We start from the raw sequence: 16,755 nt of genomic DNA on the forward strand, positions 1-16,755 counted from the left end.
CCCTTGGCCTTGAGCCGTCCGATGAAGCCGAATGTCTGTACTCCCCGACCGACATCTTCGCGTGTGACCACGGCTGACGGCAGGTCTCCTGGCTCGCGGGTCATGACCGCTTCGTCGCCTTCCCGGGACCGAGGACCCAGTGGCTCGTGACGAAGGATTATCCGCTCACAGTTGCGGGGGCAGCCACGGTATTGGGGACAACGCCCCGCACCGCATTCCCTTTTCATTCCCTCTCGGGAAAACCGTCACGAGCATCTAGGATTACCACCAGGACAGAGTCAATGTGGCAGTTGCGGCGTTGTGGCCACAGCGACCAACTTCCTTGGAGATAAGCATGGAAGGCGAGACCCTCCTCTGGTTGATACGGCATGCGGCCGTCGAGGGCGCGGCCGGAGCGATCCATGCAGACGATGCGCGGGCCGATCTCGGCGATCACGCGGCATTGGCGGCTCTGCGGCAGCGCTTGCCGCCGGACGCCACCAGCTATGCCAGCCCGTCGCGGCGCACGGTCGAGACGGCGCGCGCACTGGGGCTCGCACCGGAGTTGGTCAGCGAATTCCGCGAGCAGGATTTCGGTGACTGGACCGGCCATCGGCATGACGAGCTCGCCGCGACCGGTGGCGATGCCTATCCGCAGTTCTGGCGCGATCCGGCGCGCGGACGGCCGCCGAACGGCGAAAGCTTTGTCGATCAGGTCGCGCGCGTCCGGCTGGGTCTGTCGCGGATTGGCGCAGGCTCCGCAGCGCTGGTCGTACATTCCGGCACCATCCGCGCCGCGCTCTGCATCGCGCTGGACCTGACACCGCAAGCCGCCTTGCGCTTCGTGATCGATCCGCTGTCGCTCACCCGGATCGATCGGCTCGCGAACGGCTGGCGCGTCGTTTCCGTCAATCAGCGCATCAGCTAGGCCGATCCGGTACGTTGGCCTGTGCGAACGTCGCCATTCCGTTGTGAAGCGCACAGGCCGAGCGGACCAGCGGCAGCGCGATGGCCGCACCCGATCCTTCGCCAAGCCTGAGATCGAGGCTGATCAGCGGCTGCACGTCCAGGGCTCGAAGCACGAGGCGATGCCCCTGCTCTGCCGATTGATGCGAGGGCAACAGGTAAGGCTGGCACGACGGATTGAGCCGCACTGCTGCCAGGGCCGCGACCGACACGATGAAGCCGTCGATCAGCACAGGGATGCGGCTCTGCGCGGCCGCAATGATTGCACCTGAGATCGCCGCGATCTCGAGGCCGCCGACGGCGCACAGGATCTTCTCGGCCGAGGCTCCGGCAACGCCGTGGCGTGCAATCGCCGCATCGATCACCCGCGCCTTGTGCGCGCGGCCCAATGCATCGACGCCGGTGCCGCTGCCCGCGATCTCCTCGGCGCTCACGCCGAGCAGGCTCGCCGCGATCGCCGCTGACGTCGTGGTGTTGCCGATGCCCATCTCGCCGAAGATCAGCAAATCGGGCTGACTGGCCTCGGCGCGCACCACCGCGCGCTTGCCGGCTTCGAAGGCGAAGGCCAATTCCGCCGGCGTGAGCGCAGCCTCGACGCTGAAATCGCGCGTGCCGCTGCGCGGCTTGTCGGTGACGACGCCCGCCATCTCCCCCAGGGCCAGCGTGCCCGCGTCGATCACCTCCAGGCTCGAACCCAGGTTACGTGCCAGCACCGAGATCGCGGCGCCGCCTGCCGCAAAATTCGCCATCATCGCGATGGTCACGGCTTGCGGATAGGCCGACACGCCTTGCGCGACGATGCCGTGATCGCCCGCGAAGATGATGATCGGCACGCGCGCCGCACGCGGCCGCTCAGTCGCTTGCAAGCCCGCAAGCTCGATCGCGAGCTGCTCGAGCCGGCCGAGCGCGCCGGTCGGCTTCGTCAGTTGCGCCTGCCGCGTAGCGGCCGCCTCGCGATGGACTGCGGAGATCTCGGGGCAGTTCCGGTAAACCCATTCGGGAAGCATGCTGCCTCAACGCCTTCGCTTGAGAATGTAACTGTCCATGATCCAGCCGTGCCGCTCACGCGCCTCTTGCCGCGACGCGACGATGCGCGGGCCGACCTCGGCCAGCACGCCGGACATGATGATCTGATCGGGCATGCCGAGATAGGCCCCCCACCAAATGTGGAGCCCGGCCGGATCGAGCGACTGAAACGCCGTGCCGCCGTCGAGCATCACCACCACGGTATCGACGCCTTGCGGCCAGCCGCCGTCGCGCAAACGCCGACCCGTCGTCACCAGGAACGGCTCGCCGATATCGTTGAGTGGTAGCGCATGCGCGGCGCACAGCGCCTGGATCGAGGTGATGCCGGGTACGACTTCGATATTCGGTAGTGGATCGAGCCGGCGCGCAATGCGTAGCGAAGAGTCGTAGAGCGATGGATCGCCCCAGATCAGCAACGCGACCTTGCCGTCACCTTGGCGATGCCTCGCGATGGTCTGCGACCAGGTCGCGGCCACCGCATCATGCCAATCGTCGACGCCCTTGCGGTAATCAGCTTCACCGCCATCGCGCACGGGAAGATCGAATTCGGCGATGACTGCCTTGTCGCTGGCGAGCACCTCGGCGCAGATCGTCCGTCTGAGATCCGCAAGATCGGACTTCGCAGTCCCCTTGCGCGGGATCAGGACGAGATCGGCCTCATTGATGGCTTGAATCGCGGCGCGCGTGAGCTGCTCGGGATCGCCGCAACCGATACCTATCAGAGAGAGCGTGAGCATCGCGAGCGCGACGGGCGGCCGCTGCGGCCGCCCATTCGCTTGTCTCTCAGGCCGCGTTGTGCAGGCGCGGCGTGACGAGGCCGGGCGCAGTGACGCCACGCAGCGATTTCGCCAGCGCCAGCACGGCGAGATCGGCGAGCGGCTCGATCACGACGACCAGCGCATAGGATCCGGCAAACGCCGCGATGTTGGCGAGGTTGGTCGCGCCGAAGCCGGAGCCGTAAAGCGCCCAGAACGCCACCCACGCGACGATGCCGGACTGATAGGCGGTCGAGAGCGCCAGCGCTTGGCGGTATTGCAGATCGACGTAGGCGGTATTGCGCGGAATGATCCGCGTCGCGAGCGCCTGGATCGCAAACAGCGGCACCAGGAGCGTGGTGACGTTCATGCCATATTGCGGCAGGTCGGTCGGCACGAACAACACGCCCTGGAGCAAGAGGCCGAACGCGAGGCCAAAGGCTGCGGGCGCAGCACCAAACAGCAGGAATAGGGTCGAGCCGAGGATGAAGTGCACCTCGGACACGCCGACCGGGAAGTGCGGCAGGATTTGGAAGAAGGTGAAGACAAGGCCCGTGGTGGCCAAGGTGCGCGCCGCGAACGAGCCAACGCCCTGCTCGCGCACGGTTTCGGCCGCGAGCTTGAAGGCAACGCCGCCTGCGGCGATGCCGGTTGCGTAACTCAACACGAGCTTGGCGCCCGTCACGATCCCGGGTTCGATATGCATGGTTCAATTCCTTCCTGCCGTCACACCCGACGGCCTTGGCCTCGAAATTTGCAGGGCCGGTCTCCTGGCTCGCGGTTCACTGGGATTCTCCGGCCTTCCCGGACCTTGCGGCCCAGTGGCTGATCGGAGCCCCTCACCGCTTACAGTCGCGGGGGCGGCTGGGGTTTTGGGCGCCGCAATTGGGTCCGCCCACCCCCATTCCCGTTTATGCTCCGGCGCTTTGCGCCGCGTTGAGCACCATGCCTCTCTTGTGTGCCCCTTTCGTATCGCAGGCGTCAAGGGGCGACTGGCTGCGGGAGCCGTCATGACGGATATTCCCCGGCCAGCGCGCCGAACAGAATCACGGCGGCGGTGGAAGCCGCCCCACCGCGCGCAAGCTGCTCGGCGAGCTCGACAATGGTGGTGCGGACCAGCCGTTCGTCCGATCTCCCGAGAGATTCGGCGAACAGCGCCGGGGTGCTTGGCGCGAGGCCATGCGCGATCAATTTTGCGGCAAGCGCCGGAAAGGTGCGCCTGCCCATATAGACCACAGTCGTCGCCTCGGGGTCGGCCAGCGCCGCCCAATTCAGGTTTGGTGGCAATTCCCCGGTGACATCGGCCCCGGTCACGAACTGCACCCGTCGCGAGGTGTGCCGTCGGGTCAGCGGAATTCCTGCTCGCGCCGCGGCGACGCAAGCTGAGGTGACTCCGGGAACGATCTCGTAGCCGATGCCGGCCTCGCGCAGCGTTTCGATCTCTTCCTCGAGCCGGCCGAAAATGCCGGCATCGCCCGACTTCAGCCGCACCACGCGCACGCCGGTTGCGGCATAGTCGACCAGGAGACGGTTGACATGGTGCTGCTTGGTCGAAGGACGCCCGGCCCGCTTTCCCACCGCGACAAGATTGGCCCCGGGCCGCGCGAGGTCGAGGATCGCGCCGGACGCAAGGTCGTCATAGAGCACGACGTCCGCCTCGCGCAGCCGCGCGGCGCCCTTCACGGTGAGGAGCTCGGGATCGCCGGGACCGGCGGAGACGAAGGAGACAAAACCGCTCACCGGTCCTCCGCGATCAGATGAAAGAACGTGCCGGTGGCATGGCCACGGCGCGAGCCGGTCTCGGCAATGACGGTGCCGGTTGCATCGTGCACCACGGCCAGCGGCGTATCGGGTTGGGCAAGGATGGTCGAATAGTGGAACTCATGGCCGCGCAGGCGTGCGCCGGCCTCATGCCCCGGCATCGGCGCAGCCAGTTCGGCGAGGCGATAGCCCAGATGCATGCGGCGCTTGGCAAAGCTGGTCTCCAGGCCGAGCAGCCCCGCCATCTCATGGCGGACGCCGTCGGCATCGGTCAAAGCTGCACCCAGCACCATATAGCCCCCGCATTCGCCGTGCACGGGCCGCGTCTCCGCGAAGCCGCGAAGGCCGCTGCGAAAGCGCGCGTTGGCCGCGATCCTGCCGGCATGAAGCTCGGGATAGCCGCCCGGCAGCCAGCACACGTTGGCGCTTGCATCGGGTGCTTCGTCAGCCAGCGGCGAGAACGGCACTATCTCGGCGCCCGCCGCGCGCCAGGCTTCCAGCATATGCGGATAGACGAACGAGAATGCCGCATCCCGAGCCAGCGCAATGCGCTGGCCCGGCGGCGTCACATTCAAACCGTTCGTTGCAGGATGCGGCGACCATTTGGCTGCCGATTGCAGCACCGCATCGAGATCGACGTGCTCGGCGATAAAGCGCGCGGCCTCGTCGATCAGCTTGCCGATCTCCGCCTGCTCCTCGGCCTGCACGAGGCCAAGATGCCGCTTCGGCAGGCTGATCTCGGCATGGCGCGGCAGCGCGCCGAACACGGCAATGCCGACCTCGTTCAGCGCGCGCCGCACGAGGTCTTCATGACGCGGGCTGGCGACGCGGTTGAGCACGACGCCCGCAAGGCGCACGCCGGGGCGATAGTCGCGAAGGCCCGCGGCAATCGCCGCCGCCGTCTGCGCCTGTCCCGAGGGATCGATCACCAGCACCACCGGCCAGCCCAGCATCTCCGCAATGTCCGCGGTCGCACCTGTGCCGGAGACGCCACGTGCGGCGACACCGTCGAACAGGCCCATCGAGCCCTCGGCGAGCACGACGTCGGCATCGGCACCGCGGCCGACGAGGTGCGCAATGCTCACGCGATCCATCGCCCAGCTGTCGACGTTGACGGAGGCGCGCCCCGTCGCCGCGGCGTGGAACGCGGGATCGATATAGTCAGGGCCGCTCTTGAAGCACTGCACGTTCAGGCCGCGATTGCGCCAGGCGCGGGCGAGCGCCAGGGTCAGCGTGGTCTTGCCCACTCCGGAGGCAGGTGCGGAGATGACGAGGCCCGCCGCCATCACGATACCTCCGGAAAGCGCGGCTCGGCGCCGACCGGCCGATAGCGGCGGTCGTAATCGGCGGCATAGAGGCGGCTCTCGTCGAAATCCGCAGCGCCAAGCGTCTTGCCGACCAGGATCAGCGCGGTGCGCTCCATCTCGCCGCCCACGGCCGCATCGAGAGTGCCGAGTGTCGCGCGGACGATACGCTGGTCCGGCCAGCTCGCGCGCCACACGATCGCGACCGGGCAGTCCGCACCGTAGTGAGGCGTCAGCTCGGCCACGACCTGATCGAGCAGATGGATCGACAGGTGAATTGCGAGCACCGCGCCGGTCGCGGCGAATGCAGCGAGCTTCTCGCCTTCAGGCATCGCGCTGGCGCGGCCCGGCGTGCGCGTCAGCACCACGGTCTGAGCCAGGCCCGGCAAAGTCAGTTCGGCCTCCAGCGCCGCCGCCGCAGCCGAGAATGAGGGCACGCCGGGTGTCAGCGTGTAGGGAATTCCGAGCGCACGCAGACGGCGGAGCTGCTCGCCCATCGCCGACCAGATCGAGAGATCGCCGGAATGCAGCCGCGCGACGTCCTTGCCCTCGGCATGCGCGGCGGCGATCTCCGCGATGATCTCCTCGAGCGAAAGCGGCGCGGTGTTGACGATGCGCGCACCGGCCGGGCAATGCGCCAGCACGCCCGCGGGCACCAGCGAGCCCGCATAGAGGCAGACCGGACAGGCCGCGATCAGGTCGCGGCCGCGCAAGGTCAAGAGATCGGCAGCGCCAGGCCCGGCGCCGATGAAATGCACCGTCATGCGCCGTCTCCTTCGGCAATCGCCGCGGTTGCGGTGCGATCCTTCGAGACCATACGCGTCCCAATCAACCGCGCGCGAGGACCGGCGGCAGCGAGCGCCGCAGCTTCGGCGACCGATCCTGTGCCGAACTTTTCCGCGACAAGCGTCGACTGCGTCGGCGTGTCGATGCCCGCCAGCCTATCGGCCGGAACCGCCATGATCGGCACACCGCACTCACGTGCGAGCTGCTTCAGCACCTCTGCGTTGGCCTTGTCGATGACAGTTGCCACCGCCGCGAGCCCCTCGGGGCCGCCCGCCGCCAGAAGCGCTTCGCGCAGCGAAGCCAGCGTGACATCCTGTCTGAACCCGAGCCCGGCAACCTTCATCGGTTCGTACTCCACTGCACCACGGGCCGCGCGGCCTTCCACGACCGGTAGCGGCCGAGCGGAGCGGCATGGGCGATCTCGACCCGCATCAGCTCGCCGCCATGGCGCTGATGCAGCTCGCCGAGCAGCGCTTCCGTCTCCAGCGTCACGGCATGCGCGACGACTCGAGTGCCAGGCGCGAGCCGCGCCCAGACGGCGTCGAACAGCGCGCCATCGAGGCCACCGCCGATGAAGACGGCGTCCGGCGGATCCAGCGCCGCGAGAGCTTCGGGCGCTTTGCCTGCGACGACGTTGATCCGATGCTCCAGTCCGAACTCGGCCGCGTTGCTGCGGATGTTGGCAGCCCGATCGTCCCGCGCCTCGACCGCGATCGCCGTTCCGCCGCACAGCGCCCATTCGATCGAGATCGATCCCGAACCCGCGCCAACATCCCACAGCCTCCTACCGGGACACGGCGCCAGCGCCGAAAGCGCCAAGGCCCGCATCGGCCGCTTGGTGATCTGCCCGTCGTGAGCGAAGAAATCGTCCGGCAGGCCAGAGCTGCGAGACAGTCCATGCCCTCCCTCCGCCTCCAGCGCCACCGCAATCAGGTTTCCAGCCGAAGCGCGCGTATGGCTTTCAGCGCGATATTCTCTGATGCTTTCATTCGGCCCGCCGAGCGCGGCGAGAATCCAGAATGCGGAAGCCCCCCATCCGCGCTCGCTCAGCCATCTCGCGAGGTCGCCGGCCGCCTTGGCGTCACGCAGGAGACAGATGATCCGCGCCCCATGCGCCAAATGCGGCACGAGACGTTCGAAAGGCGCGGCGTGAAGTCCGAGGCAAATCACGGATTCCAGCCGCCAGCCCAGCCGCGCGGCGGCAAGCGAGAAGGTCGATGGCGCGGGATGCGCGATCCACTCGTCACCATGGAGCTTCTCGGCGAGACTTGCCCCGGCGCCATGCCAGAACGGATCGCCTGAGGCGAGCACGGCCGTCGGCCTACCGCGACAGCTCAGCACGATGTTTGCGTCGAACGGCACGGGCCACGGGCGTCCGCGGCTGCCGACATCCGCGAGCGCAAGATGACGCCCGCCACCGAACACGGTTTCTGCCCTGGCTAGCGCCTTTCGGCTTGCTTCGGACAGCCCGGCAAGGCCATCTTCGCCGATACCGATGATCGTCAGCCAGGGATCAGCCATGACGCGCGCCCTCATTCTGGGCGGAACGAGCGACGCGAGCGTGCTCGCAACGGCGATCGCGCGCGCCGGCATTGGCGCCGTGTATTCGTACGGCGGCCGCACCCGCGCGCCGGCCGACCAGCCGCTGCCGACCCGCATCGGCGGCTTCGGCGGCGCGAGCGGCCTTGCCGACTACGTTCGTCGTGAGCGCATCACGCATGTCATCGACGCGACGCATCCATTCGCAGCCGAGATGAGCCGGAACGCGGTCGAGGCGTGCACGGAGACGGCCACGCCGCTGATTGCGCTCGAACGCGCGCCCTGGACGAAAGCGCCCGGCGACAATTGGATCGAGGTCGTCGACGTCAACGCCGCCGTCGCCGCGCTGCCCGAGGTGCCGGCAAACGTATTCCTCGCCATCGGCCGTCAGCACATCGCGCCATTCGCGACGAAGCCGCAGTACAACTATACGCTGCGCTTCGTCGATCCGCCCGAAGCGCCCCTGCCCTTCGAGGCCGATATGATCGTGTCCCGCGGCCCCTTCACCCTCGACGGAGAGCTGGAGCTGCTGCGCACACGCGGCATCTCGTGGATCGTCGCCCGGAATTCCGGCGGCGACGGCGCGCGCGCCAAGATCGACGCCGCCCGCAGGCTCGGCCTGCCCGTGATCATGATCTCGCGGCCAGAACTGCCCGCGCGGTTGCGGGTGGAGAGCGTCGTCGAGGTGATGCAGTGGCTCGGTCATCGCACCTGCCTCGGTGCATAGATCCAGCGGCCGACGCGGCGCGTCTGCGAGTTGCCGACGATCACCAGCGTGCGCATGTCGGCCATTTCGGCCCGGGCCTCGTTCAGCGTCACGGTCTCGATCTTCTCGTCGGCAGCACTGATCGCACGCGCGAAGATCACCAGGCGCTCGCCGCAGCCGGCTTGCCGAAGCACCGCAAGCGCGCGGCCAAATCCTTCCGGCCGGCTCGCCGAGCGCGGATTGTACATCGCGATGGCGAAATCGGCTTCCGCAGCGAGTCGAAGACGCTTCTCGATCACCGTCCACGGCTTGAGATTGTCGGAGAGATTGATCGCGCAAAAATCATGGCCGAGCGGCGCGCCGGTGCGGGCGGCCGCCGCCAGCATCGCAGTGATGCCGGGCAGCACACGGATCGGCAGTTCCTGCCATTGCGGCGTCTGCTCGAGCGCCTCGAACACCGCGGAGGCCATCGCGAATACGCCGGGATCGCCGGAGGAAACGACCACGACCTGTCTGCCCTCTGCAGCTAGCCGCAGCGCTTCGCTCGCACGCTGCAGCTCCTCGCGATTGTCAGATGGATGCAGCTCGAGCCCGGCCCGCGGCGGCACGCGTGCGACATAGGGCGCATAGCCCAGAATGTCGGTGGCGGCGGCAAGCGCCGCGGAGACTTCCGGCGTCACCAGCGTGTCGCTGCCCGGCCCGAGGCCCGCGATGGTCAGCGTGCCCGTCATTCGGCAGCGTCCAGATGCCGGCCCTTGCCGTGCACGAGCACGATCGCGAAGTAAGGGCAATCGGCAGCATCGATCTCGGCAAGCCGCACCACGCGCTCGCCCGGCATGGTGCCGCGCTCGACCAGCCAGGCGTCATCCAGCCTGCCTGCGGAGCGAAGCGCGCGTTGCACCTTTGCGAGATTACGGCCGGTCTTCATGACGACGAGCGCATCGGAATCGCGCATGCGCCGCTCGAGCTCGTCTTCGGCGAGCGTGCCCATCAGCACCGTCGTCACGTCATCGCCGAGCGCGATCGGCTGTCCAACGCCATTCCAGCAGCCGACCATCCCGGGAATTCCGGCGATCACCTCGATCTCGACGCGGCCTTGCAGGCGCGTGTGCAGATGCATGAAGGAGCCGTAGAAGTAGGGATCGCCCTCGCAGAGCACGACGACGTCGACCGCGCGCGAAAGCCGTGCCAGGCGCTCGGCCCATTCGTCGTAGAAGCCGGCGAGCATTTGCACGTAGTCAGGACTGTCGAAGGCGATCTCGGTCGTGACCGGATATTCCATGGGATATTCGGTGACGCCGGCAGCGAGCATGCCCTCGACGATGCGGCGCGCCTGCCCCGGCCTGCCCTTCTTGCGGAAATAGGCGACGTGCTGCGCGCCGCGCACCGTGCGATCGGCGCGCACGCTCATCAGATCGGGATCGCCTGGGCCGAGACCGCAGCAGATGATGCGTCCCATGGCTATTCGCTCCGGCTCGCCAGCGCGTTGACGGCGGCGACCGTGATCGCAGAGCCGCCGAGGCGCCCTTCGACCGTCAGTGCCGGCGCCGGCGGATCGGCCATCAGCGCGGCCTTGGATTCGGCGGCGCCGACGAAGCCGACGGGGCAGCCGATGATCGCTGCCGGCCGCGGGCAGTCGCGATCCTCCAGCATGTTGAGCAGATGAAACAGCGCGGTCGGCGCATTGCCGATCGCGACGATCGCGCCGCCCAGATGCGGCCGCCACAGCTCCAGTGCGGCGGCCGAACGTGTGTTGCGCATGGAGTGCGCGAGCGCAGGAACGGACTCGTCTCCGAGCGTGCAGATCACGGCATTGGCCGCAGGCAATCTGGCACGCGTGATGCCCTCCGATACCATGCGCGCATCGCACAGGATCGGCGCGCCCTTCTGCAAGGCCGCGCGCGCGGCGATCGCCATGCCAGGCGTGAAGCGGATATGCGCCTCGAGGCCGACCATGCCGGCAGCGTGGATCATCCGCACCACCACCGGCTCCTCGTCGGGCGTAAAGCGCGCAAGATCGGCCTCGGCCCGAATGGTGGCAAAGGATTGCCGGTAGATCGCCGCGCCGTCGGTCTCGTAGGTGTGCGGCATCAGTTCCCTCCGACCAGGATGGAGGGATCGCTGACGATATCCGCGCCGCTCAGCCCGCGCAGCACCGGCTCATCGCGCGTCGAGCCATCGCGGACGAGATCGAATCCGGCGCGCGTCGCGATCAGCGTGACCGCAGCCGTTCCGGAATGGGCGCAGCCCTTGCGGCAGCCGGAAACGTGGAGCCGCCCATCGGCGGCAATGCGCGGGGCGAGCGCTGCTGCGAGCGCGCGCGTATCGGCATGGGCTTCCCGGCAGCGCGGCGCGCCGCTGCAGGCTATGACGCGCAGCGCCGGATCATACGGCTCGGTGATGAGGCCCGCCCCGCTCGGCATCTCGCGATTGCCCTCGCTTAGCACCATCCGCCAGGGAGTCATGCGCAGCGCATGTCCGTAACCTGAGAACTGACGGAGCGTCGCGTGCAGCATTTGTCCGAACGCGACGCCAACCATCGCGCCTTGCGGATAGGGCCCGGGCCGCGCTGCGGCCATCACGGGCGCAGGCTCGGTCTCGCCGCGCAGCGATTGAGGCAACGTCGCGCCGGATGCGATGTGGGCTGCCATGCGCGCTCGCCCACCCCTCGCGCCGCCGGAGATGAGGAACCAGCTTGCGAGCGCCAGCGCCGCGCTCACGGCCTGTCCGCGTTCGACGCAGCGGCCGAGCCTTGCGCCGTCGGCCCGCACAAGGAGGCGGCCCGAGCGGTCGCGCTCGATGCGGATGTCGGCGGAATCGCCGGCCAGAACGCGCGATCGGCCATCGTCGACGGCGAAGCCGAACTTGGTGGGAAGCACGAGGCCGGATTCGGCGAGCGCCTCCTCGAGCTCCGCGGCGAGCGACTGCGTCTCGTCACCGCTGCTCCAGAACGGCGTCACCAGGATGTTGCGCCTGGCCTCGATATCGGTGTCGGGATCGAGCAATGCCAATCGCGCAAGACCATCGAGCAACGGCCGATGGCCGTCCTCCTTCACGCCCCTGATCTGCAGATTGGCCCGGCTTGTGACGTCGATCAGGCCGTTGCCGAAGCGCTCGGCCAGATCCGCAAGCCCGGAGATCTGTGGTGCTTCAAGGCGCCCGCCAAACGGACGCACACGGACGACGAGCCCGTCGCCCGACAGCATCGGGCGCAGCGCGCCGGGACACCAGCCCTTGACTGCCGCCGCGCTCATGAGGCCTCCCGCAGTGCCGCCGCGATCGAATTGCGGCGGGTTCGCCAGAGTGAAGCTTCATGCAGGCGGGTGAAGCACGTCTCCATCGCGGCAAGGGCCGCCGGATTTTCGCGGGCCATGAAGGCGCGGACCTCGTCGTTGCCGAATGTCGCGTCGTAATAGAGATCGAACAAATGCGGCGGCACGGCGCCGGCGAGATGGGCGAAGGCGGCCATGTGCTCCAGCGTCGCGGTGATCTCGGCGGCGCCACGAAAACCGTGACGCATCATGCCGGCGATCCAGGCCGGATTGGCCGCGCGTGCCCGGACGACACGTGAAATTTCCTCCGTCAGCGTGCGCGCATGCGGCTCGCTGGGCCGTGTCGCATCGAGATGATAGAGCGAAGGCGCGCCTGCACCGAGGTGAGCTGCAGCCGCAGCGACGCCTGCTTCATGCGCGGCGTAGTCGGCGGCGAGCAGAAGGTCGGTTTCGGGCAAGTCCTGGATATGGACAAAAGCGTCCGCGGATGCGAGCCGCGATTCGATCCCTGCGCGATCCGGCTGCATTGTACCATCCACCGAGAATGCCCAGGACGACGCCGACAGCCACGCTTCGCCGGCTGCTTGGCGGGTCTCGGGCGTGAAGGCATCCGGGATCGCGGAAAGGCCGACGCCGTATTGTCCGGGACGCGGCGCGAACACGCGGGAGGTGCGTTGGCGATAAGGGTTCTCATCGCCCTCCTCGTCGCGCGCCGCGAGCGCCTCGGAGGCGGCTTCGAACAATTGCGCAAGGCCTGCGAAGACATCGCGGAACAGGCCCGACACCCGCAGCGTGACATCGATGCGGGGGCGACCGAGCTCGGCCGGCGCGATGATGTCGTAACCGGTGACGCGGCCGGAAGCGTGATCCCAGCGCGGCGCAAGGCCGGCCAGATGCAGCGCCATCGCGAACTCCTCGCCCGCGGTACGCATCGTCGCCGAGCCCCAGAGATCGACGACGAGGCCCTTCGGCCAATCGCCGTGATCCTGCAGATGGCGGCGCAGCAGCTCTTCGGCGAGCTTGATTCCTTGCGCATGCGCCGACGGCGTCGGCACCGCGCGCGGATCGACGGCGAAGAGATTGCGCCCGGTCGGCAAGACGTCCTGACGTCCGCGATAGGGTGAGCCCGACGGCCCCGGCGCAACGCGCCGGCCTGCCAGTGCAGCAAGCAGCGCATCCCGCTCCGCCTCGCCGCAGGCGCCGCGCCCGAACACGTGCAAGCCGTCGCCGAACTGGCTTTCCTTGAGGTCGCAGACGAAGCGATCGATCCGTGGAATGGCTTCGGCCGGTGCTGCCGATGCATCGAGGCCGAGATCCTCTTCGAGGCCGGCCGCTCGCGCCTCGTCGCGGATCGCCGCGATCAGGCGCTGGCGACGGGCGGGATCGAGACCGTCGGCGGTCGAATATTCGTCAAGGAGCCGTTCGAGGCGGCGCAGCCCTTCCGGCACGGCGGAGCTTTCGAGGGGCGGCGGCAGATGGCCGATCGTCACCGCTCCGATGCGCCGCTTGGCCTGCGCGGCCTCGCCGGGATCGTTGACAATGAAGGGATAGATGACGGGGAGATCGCCGATCAATGCCTCCGGCCAGCAGCTCGTTGACAGCGCCACGGATTTTCCCGGCAACCACTCCAGCGTGCCATGCGCGCCCATATGTACGACGGCATCACAGCCCTGCTGCCTGAGCCAGAGGTAGAACGCGACATAGGCATGGCGCGGTGTGCGGGCGAGATCGTGATAATCGGCATCGCGCGAGGCCGCATCGCCGCGCTCGGGCTGAACTGCGATGATCGAGCGGCCGCACTGAATTGCGGCGAAGTGGAACGCGCCGTCGCGGCAGCTCGGATCATCCTCCACCGCTCCCCAGGCCTGGGCGAGATCGTCCTGCAAGGATTCCTGCAAGGATTGCGGCATGCGCGCGAGCGCCGCGCGATAATCGGCAACACGCCAAGTGAGCTGCTGCCTCAGCAGCGTCTCGCCGAGCGCGTCGACCGGCGCAACCTCGAAGCCCACTTCCGCGAGATCGGACACCAAGGCCTCGACCGAGGCCAGCGCATCGAGACCGACCGCATGCGCGATCTGGTGCGGACGTCCCGGATAATTCGAGAGCACGATCGCCAGCCGCTTCTCGCCGGCCGGCTTCTCGGCAAGGCCCCGCCAGGCCGCGACGCGCGCGGCGACGGCCTTCACACGTTCTTCATCCGGCCTGTGCGCCAGGTGCGAGAACTGCAACTCCGGATCGCGCTCAGCGGCCGATTTGAAGCTCACCACGCCCGCGAACAAGCGGCCGTCGACCTCGGGCAGCACCACATGCATCGCGAGATCGCCGGGCGAGAGGCCGCGCAGCGATTCCGCCCAATCCTCGCGCCGCGCCGTCGAGAGTGCGACCTGAAACACCGGACACGCGGCATCGAACGGCGTGGTGCCGTCGTCGCCGATCGCGGAAAACGCCGTCGCATTGACGATCGCGGCCGCTGGATTTTGCGCGAGATACGCGCGCAGCCAATCGGCGACGCCCGCAGCCTTCAGCGAGGTAACGAACACGCCGTGCGCGTCAAACCCCTTCTCGCGCAGCGCCACGATCAGCGCGTCGACCGGGCCAGTGTCCGCGGCGGTGAGATAGGAACGATAGAAGGCGACGAGCGCGCCCGGTTTTCCCTTGGTAGCCGCAGGGGCGGTGATGACGCCACGAACGGGATCATAAAAACCCATCTCGGGCACGGTCATCTCGCCGGTGACCGGCCCTGCATAGAGGCCCGAAGCCAACGCAAGCTGCGCGATCGCGGCTTGAGCGGCAACGGGGCCGCCGGTATCGCACAGCACCTTGAGCCGACGCAGCGTCGAGACTGGCAGCGTCGAGTATGCATCGAGCCGCGGGTCGCCGCGCCCATCGCCCGGCAGCACGGCCAGCACGATATTGCGGTCCTTGGCGAGCTGTTGCAGGGCCGCCAGCCCATACGGCCAATAGGATTCGCCGCCGATCAGGCGCACCAGAATGCCGCGTGCCTGCGACAGCGTGCGCTCGATATAGGTGTCCACCGACAGCGGGTGACGCAGCTCCGCAAGATTCGCGAGCCGCAGCGACGGCAGGCTGTGGCGGCCACGCCGCCAGCCGGCCGCGAACGCGGCGAGATCGGAATCCGAATACGAGAGCACCACGAGATCGGCCGGGTCCTGGCCGATGTCTCTTGGCGTCGCGGTCTCCTCGAGACCGCGGCTCTCGCGGAAGACGACGTGCATCAGATACCAGATCCTGAAAGAGCAAGTCCTGCCCTGATCGCAGCCTCGTCGATGTCGCCATGCTCGCCGATCACGACCAGCTTTGACTGTCTGAGACCTGCGCCCCAGGGCCTGTCGAACTGATGGCGCACGCGCTCTCCGACCGCCTGCAGCAACAGCCGCATCGGCTTGCCGGCGACCGCGATGTAGCCCTTGGCGCGCAGCACGTTCTGCTCGCGGGCCAGCTTCTGGACGGATGCGACCAACGCATCGACGTCCGCCACTTCCGGAAGATCGATCACGACAGAGGCGAAATCGTCGTGCTCGTGCTCCTCTTCGCCGTCATGATGCGAGGGGCGCGCGGCGAGGTCGTTCTCCGCGGCAGCGCCGATGCCGAGGATGACGCGCGCATCGATCGCGCCGTCGGTGATCGGCAGCATGGGCACGCGGCGCGGCATCTCGGCAGCGATCGCGGCCTTTGCGGCTTCGATGCCCGCCGCGCCCGCAAGATCAGCCTTGGTCAGCAGCACGATATCGGCGCAGGCGATCTGGTCCTCGAACACTTCCGACAGCGGCGTCTCGTGATCCAGATTTTCGTCCGCCGCGCGCTGCGCTTCGACGGCCGCCGGATCTGGCGCGAACCGGCCGGCCGCGACAGCCTCGGCATCGGCCAGCGCGATCACGCCATCGACCGTGATGCGCGAGCGGATCTCCGGCCAGTCGAACGCCTTGAGCAACGGCTTCGGCAGCGCCAGGCCCGAAGTCTCGATCAGGATGTGATCGGGCCGCACCGGGCGCGCCAGCAATTGCTCCATGGTCGGAATAAAATCGTCGGCCACGGTGCAGCAGATGCAGCCATTGGCGAGCTCGACGATGTTCTCCTCCGGGCAATTGGCGTCGGCGCAGGATTTCAGGATCTCGCCATCGACCCCCTCGCTGCCGAACTCGTTGACGAGCACGGCGAGCTTCTTGCCGTTGGCATTGGTCAGCAGATGCTGGATCAGCGTGGTCTTGCCGGAGCCGAGAAAACCCGTGACCACCGTGACCGGGACTTTTGCGAGCGAGTTCATTCAGCGGCCTCCGGCACGACGGCAATGGGGGGAATGCGGGCAAGCGACTGCTTGCGGAAGATTTCCGGCCGGCTGCGCCAGGGCACGATGCCATCAGGCGCGGCGGCATAGGCCGCAGCACCCGCGACCACGTCGCGCGCGTTGGCATCCGACAGACGGCCATAGACATAGGACCAGCGGCCGGGCGCGCTGAGCGCGACCGAGCAGCCCTGGCTGCAGGCCGACAGGCATTCGACGGGAACCACGCTGACGCCATCGGGCACGCCGGCCTCGAGGATCGCACCATGCAGGCGCTTGCCAGGCGTCGTGTCGCCCTCGCCGAGCGTCTGGCCGGCGCGGCAGGTGATGCAGACGTGAAGTGTGACGGTCATCGCCT

The 16,755-nt window shown here is 67.9% G+C and carries 17 protein-coding genes and 2 riboswitches; of the genes, 2 read left to right on the forward strand and 15 right to left on the reverse strand.

Going from position 1 to position 16,755, the window contains the following annotated elements:
- Window positions 1-61: 61 nt before the first annotated feature.
- A riboswitch (cobalamin riboswitch) is annotated at window positions 62-262 on the reverse strand.
- 72 nt (window positions 263-334) lie between these two features.
- Window positions 335-907 carry a histidine phosphatase family protein gene (locus BRAD3257_RS24535; protein WP_162500343.1) on the forward strand — a complete coding sequence of 191 codons (573 nt, stop codon included), beginning with the start codon at window positions 335-337 and terminating at the stop codon, window positions 905-907.
- Here the strand turns inward: BRAD3257_RS24535 and cobT are convergent.
- The 8 genes from cobT to cbiE form a co-directional block, all read right to left on the reverse strand.
- Entirely contained in the window at window positions 900-1,952 is a 1,053-nt protein-coding gene (gene cobT / locus BRAD3257_RS24540; protein ID WP_122403983.1) for a nicotinate-nucleotide--dimethylbenzimidazole phosphoribosyltransferase, read from the reverse strand. The genes BRAD3257_RS24535 and cobT overlap by 8 nt on opposite strands.
- A gap of 6 nt (window positions 1,953-1,958) precedes the next feature.
- The gene (cobF, locus tag BRAD3257_RS24545) at window positions 1,959-2,708 is read right to left on the reverse strand and encodes a precorrin-6A synthase (deacetylating) (protein WP_122403984.1); all 750 of its coding nucleotides are present in this window, start codon (window positions 2,706-2,708) and stop codon (window positions 1,959-1,961) included.
- A gap of 46 nt (window positions 2,709-2,754) precedes the next feature.
- Window positions 2,755-3,432, reverse strand: coding sequence for an energy-coupling factor ABC transporter permease (locus BRAD3257_RS24550; RefSeq protein WP_122403985.1), 678 nt, complete (start codon window positions 3,430-3,432; stop codon window positions 2,755-2,757).
- A gap of 37 nt (window positions 3,433-3,469) precedes the next feature.
- Window positions 3,470-3,689, reverse strand: a riboswitch (cobalamin riboswitch).
- Window positions 3,690-3,734: 45 nt separating this feature from the next.
- Entirely contained in the window at window positions 3,735-4,466 is a 732-nt protein-coding gene (gene cobA, locus BRAD3257_RS24555; RefSeq protein ID WP_122403986.1) for a uroporphyrinogen-III C-methyltransferase, read from the reverse strand.
- Complete coding sequence (locus BRAD3257_RS24560) at window positions 4,463-5,773, reverse strand: cobyrinic acid a,c-diamide synthase CobB (RefSeq protein WP_122403987.1); 1,311 nt, start codon at window positions 5,771-5,773, stop codon at window positions 4,463-4,465. Before BRAD3257_RS24560 ends, cobA begins: the two co-directional genes overlap by 4 nt.
- On the reverse strand, window positions 5,773-6,555 hold the full coding sequence (cobM, locus tag BRAD3257_RS24565) for a precorrin-4 C(11)-methyltransferase (protein ID WP_122403988.1): 783 nt from the start codon (window positions 6,553-6,555) through the stop codon (window positions 5,773-5,775). The genes BRAD3257_RS24560 and cobM overlap by 1 nt, the downstream gene beginning before the upstream one ends.
- A complete protein-coding gene (locus BRAD3257_RS24570; RefSeq protein WP_162500344.1) occupies window positions 6,552-6,920 on the reverse strand; it encodes a cobalamin biosynthesis protein in 369 nt (122 codons plus the stop codon). Before BRAD3257_RS24570 ends, cobM begins: the two co-directional genes overlap by 4 nt.
- On the reverse strand, window positions 6,917-8,098 hold the full coding sequence (gene cbiE / locus BRAD3257_RS24575; RefSeq protein WP_122403989.1) for a precorrin-6y C5,15-methyltransferase (decarboxylating) subunit CbiE: 1,182 nt from the start codon (window positions 8,096-8,098) through the stop codon (window positions 6,917-6,919). The genes BRAD3257_RS24570 and cbiE overlap by 4 nt, the downstream gene beginning before the upstream one ends.
- On the opposite strand from cbiE, the gene BRAD3257_RS24580 reads away from it, so the two are divergent.
- Complete coding sequence (locus BRAD3257_RS24580) at window positions 8,097-8,843, forward strand: cobalt-precorrin-6A reductase (protein WP_122403990.1); 747 nt, start codon at window positions 8,097-8,099, stop codon at window positions 8,841-8,843. The genes cbiE and BRAD3257_RS24580 overlap by 2 nt on opposite strands.
- Here BRAD3257_RS24580 and cobJ read toward each other — a convergent pair.
- The 7 genes from cobJ to BRAD3257_RS24615 are packed head-to-tail and all read right to left on the reverse strand — an operon-like array spanning window position 8,819 to window position 16,750.
- A complete protein-coding gene (gene cobJ / locus BRAD3257_RS24585; protein WP_122403991.1) occupies window positions 8,819-9,553 on the reverse strand; it encodes a precorrin-3B C(17)-methyltransferase in 735 nt (244 codons plus the stop codon). The two genes, BRAD3257_RS24580 and cobJ, sit on opposite strands and share 25 nt — an antisense overlap.
- Window positions 9,550-10,281 (reverse strand): precorrin-2 C(20)-methyltransferase, encoded by a 732-nt coding sequence (locus tag BRAD3257_RS24590; RefSeq protein ID WP_122403992.1) that lies wholly within the window; start codon window positions 10,279-10,281, stop codon window positions 9,550-9,552. The genes cobJ and BRAD3257_RS24590 overlap by 4 nt, the downstream gene beginning before the upstream one ends.
- 2 nt (window positions 10,282-10,283) lie before the next feature.
- Window positions 10,284-10,913 carry a precorrin-8X methylmutase gene (locus tag BRAD3257_RS24595; RefSeq protein WP_122403993.1) on the reverse strand — a complete coding sequence of 210 codons (630 nt, stop codon included), beginning with the start codon at window positions 10,911-10,913 and terminating at the stop codon, window positions 10,284-10,286.
- Window positions 10,913-12,076 carry a precorrin-3B synthase gene (gene cobG, locus BRAD3257_RS24600; RefSeq protein WP_122403994.1) on the reverse strand — a complete coding sequence of 388 codons (1,164 nt, stop codon included), beginning with the start codon at window positions 12,074-12,076 and terminating at the stop codon, window positions 10,913-10,915. Before cobG ends, BRAD3257_RS24595 begins: the two co-directional genes overlap by 1 nt.
- Window positions 12,073-15,330, reverse strand: a complete 3,258-nt coding sequence (gene cobN / locus BRAD3257_RS24605) for a cobaltochelatase subunit CobN (RefSeq protein WP_122403995.1) — start codon at window positions 15,328-15,330, stop codon at window positions 12,073-12,075. The genes cobG and cobN overlap by 4 nt, the downstream gene beginning before the upstream one ends.
- Window positions 15,330-16,379: a cobalamin biosynthesis protein CobW gene (gene cobW, locus BRAD3257_RS24610; RefSeq protein ID WP_122403996.1), complete on the reverse strand. Its 1,050-nt coding sequence runs from the start codon at window positions 16,377-16,379 to the stop codon at window positions 15,330-15,332. Before cobW ends, cobN begins: the two co-directional genes overlap by 1 nt.
- Window positions 16,376-16,750: a DUF1636 family protein gene (locus BRAD3257_RS24615; RefSeq protein ID WP_122403997.1), complete on the reverse strand. Its 375-nt coding sequence runs from the start codon at window positions 16,748-16,750 to the stop codon at window positions 16,376-16,378. Before BRAD3257_RS24615 ends, cobW begins: the two co-directional genes overlap by 4 nt.
- Between the last annotated feature and the right edge of the window lie 5 nt (window positions 16,751-16,755).

The organism is Bradyrhizobium vignae (assembly GCF_900324035.1).
GTDB lineage: Bacteria > Pseudomonadota > Alphaproteobacteria > Rhizobiales > Xanthobacteraceae > Bradyrhizobium > Bradyrhizobium vignae.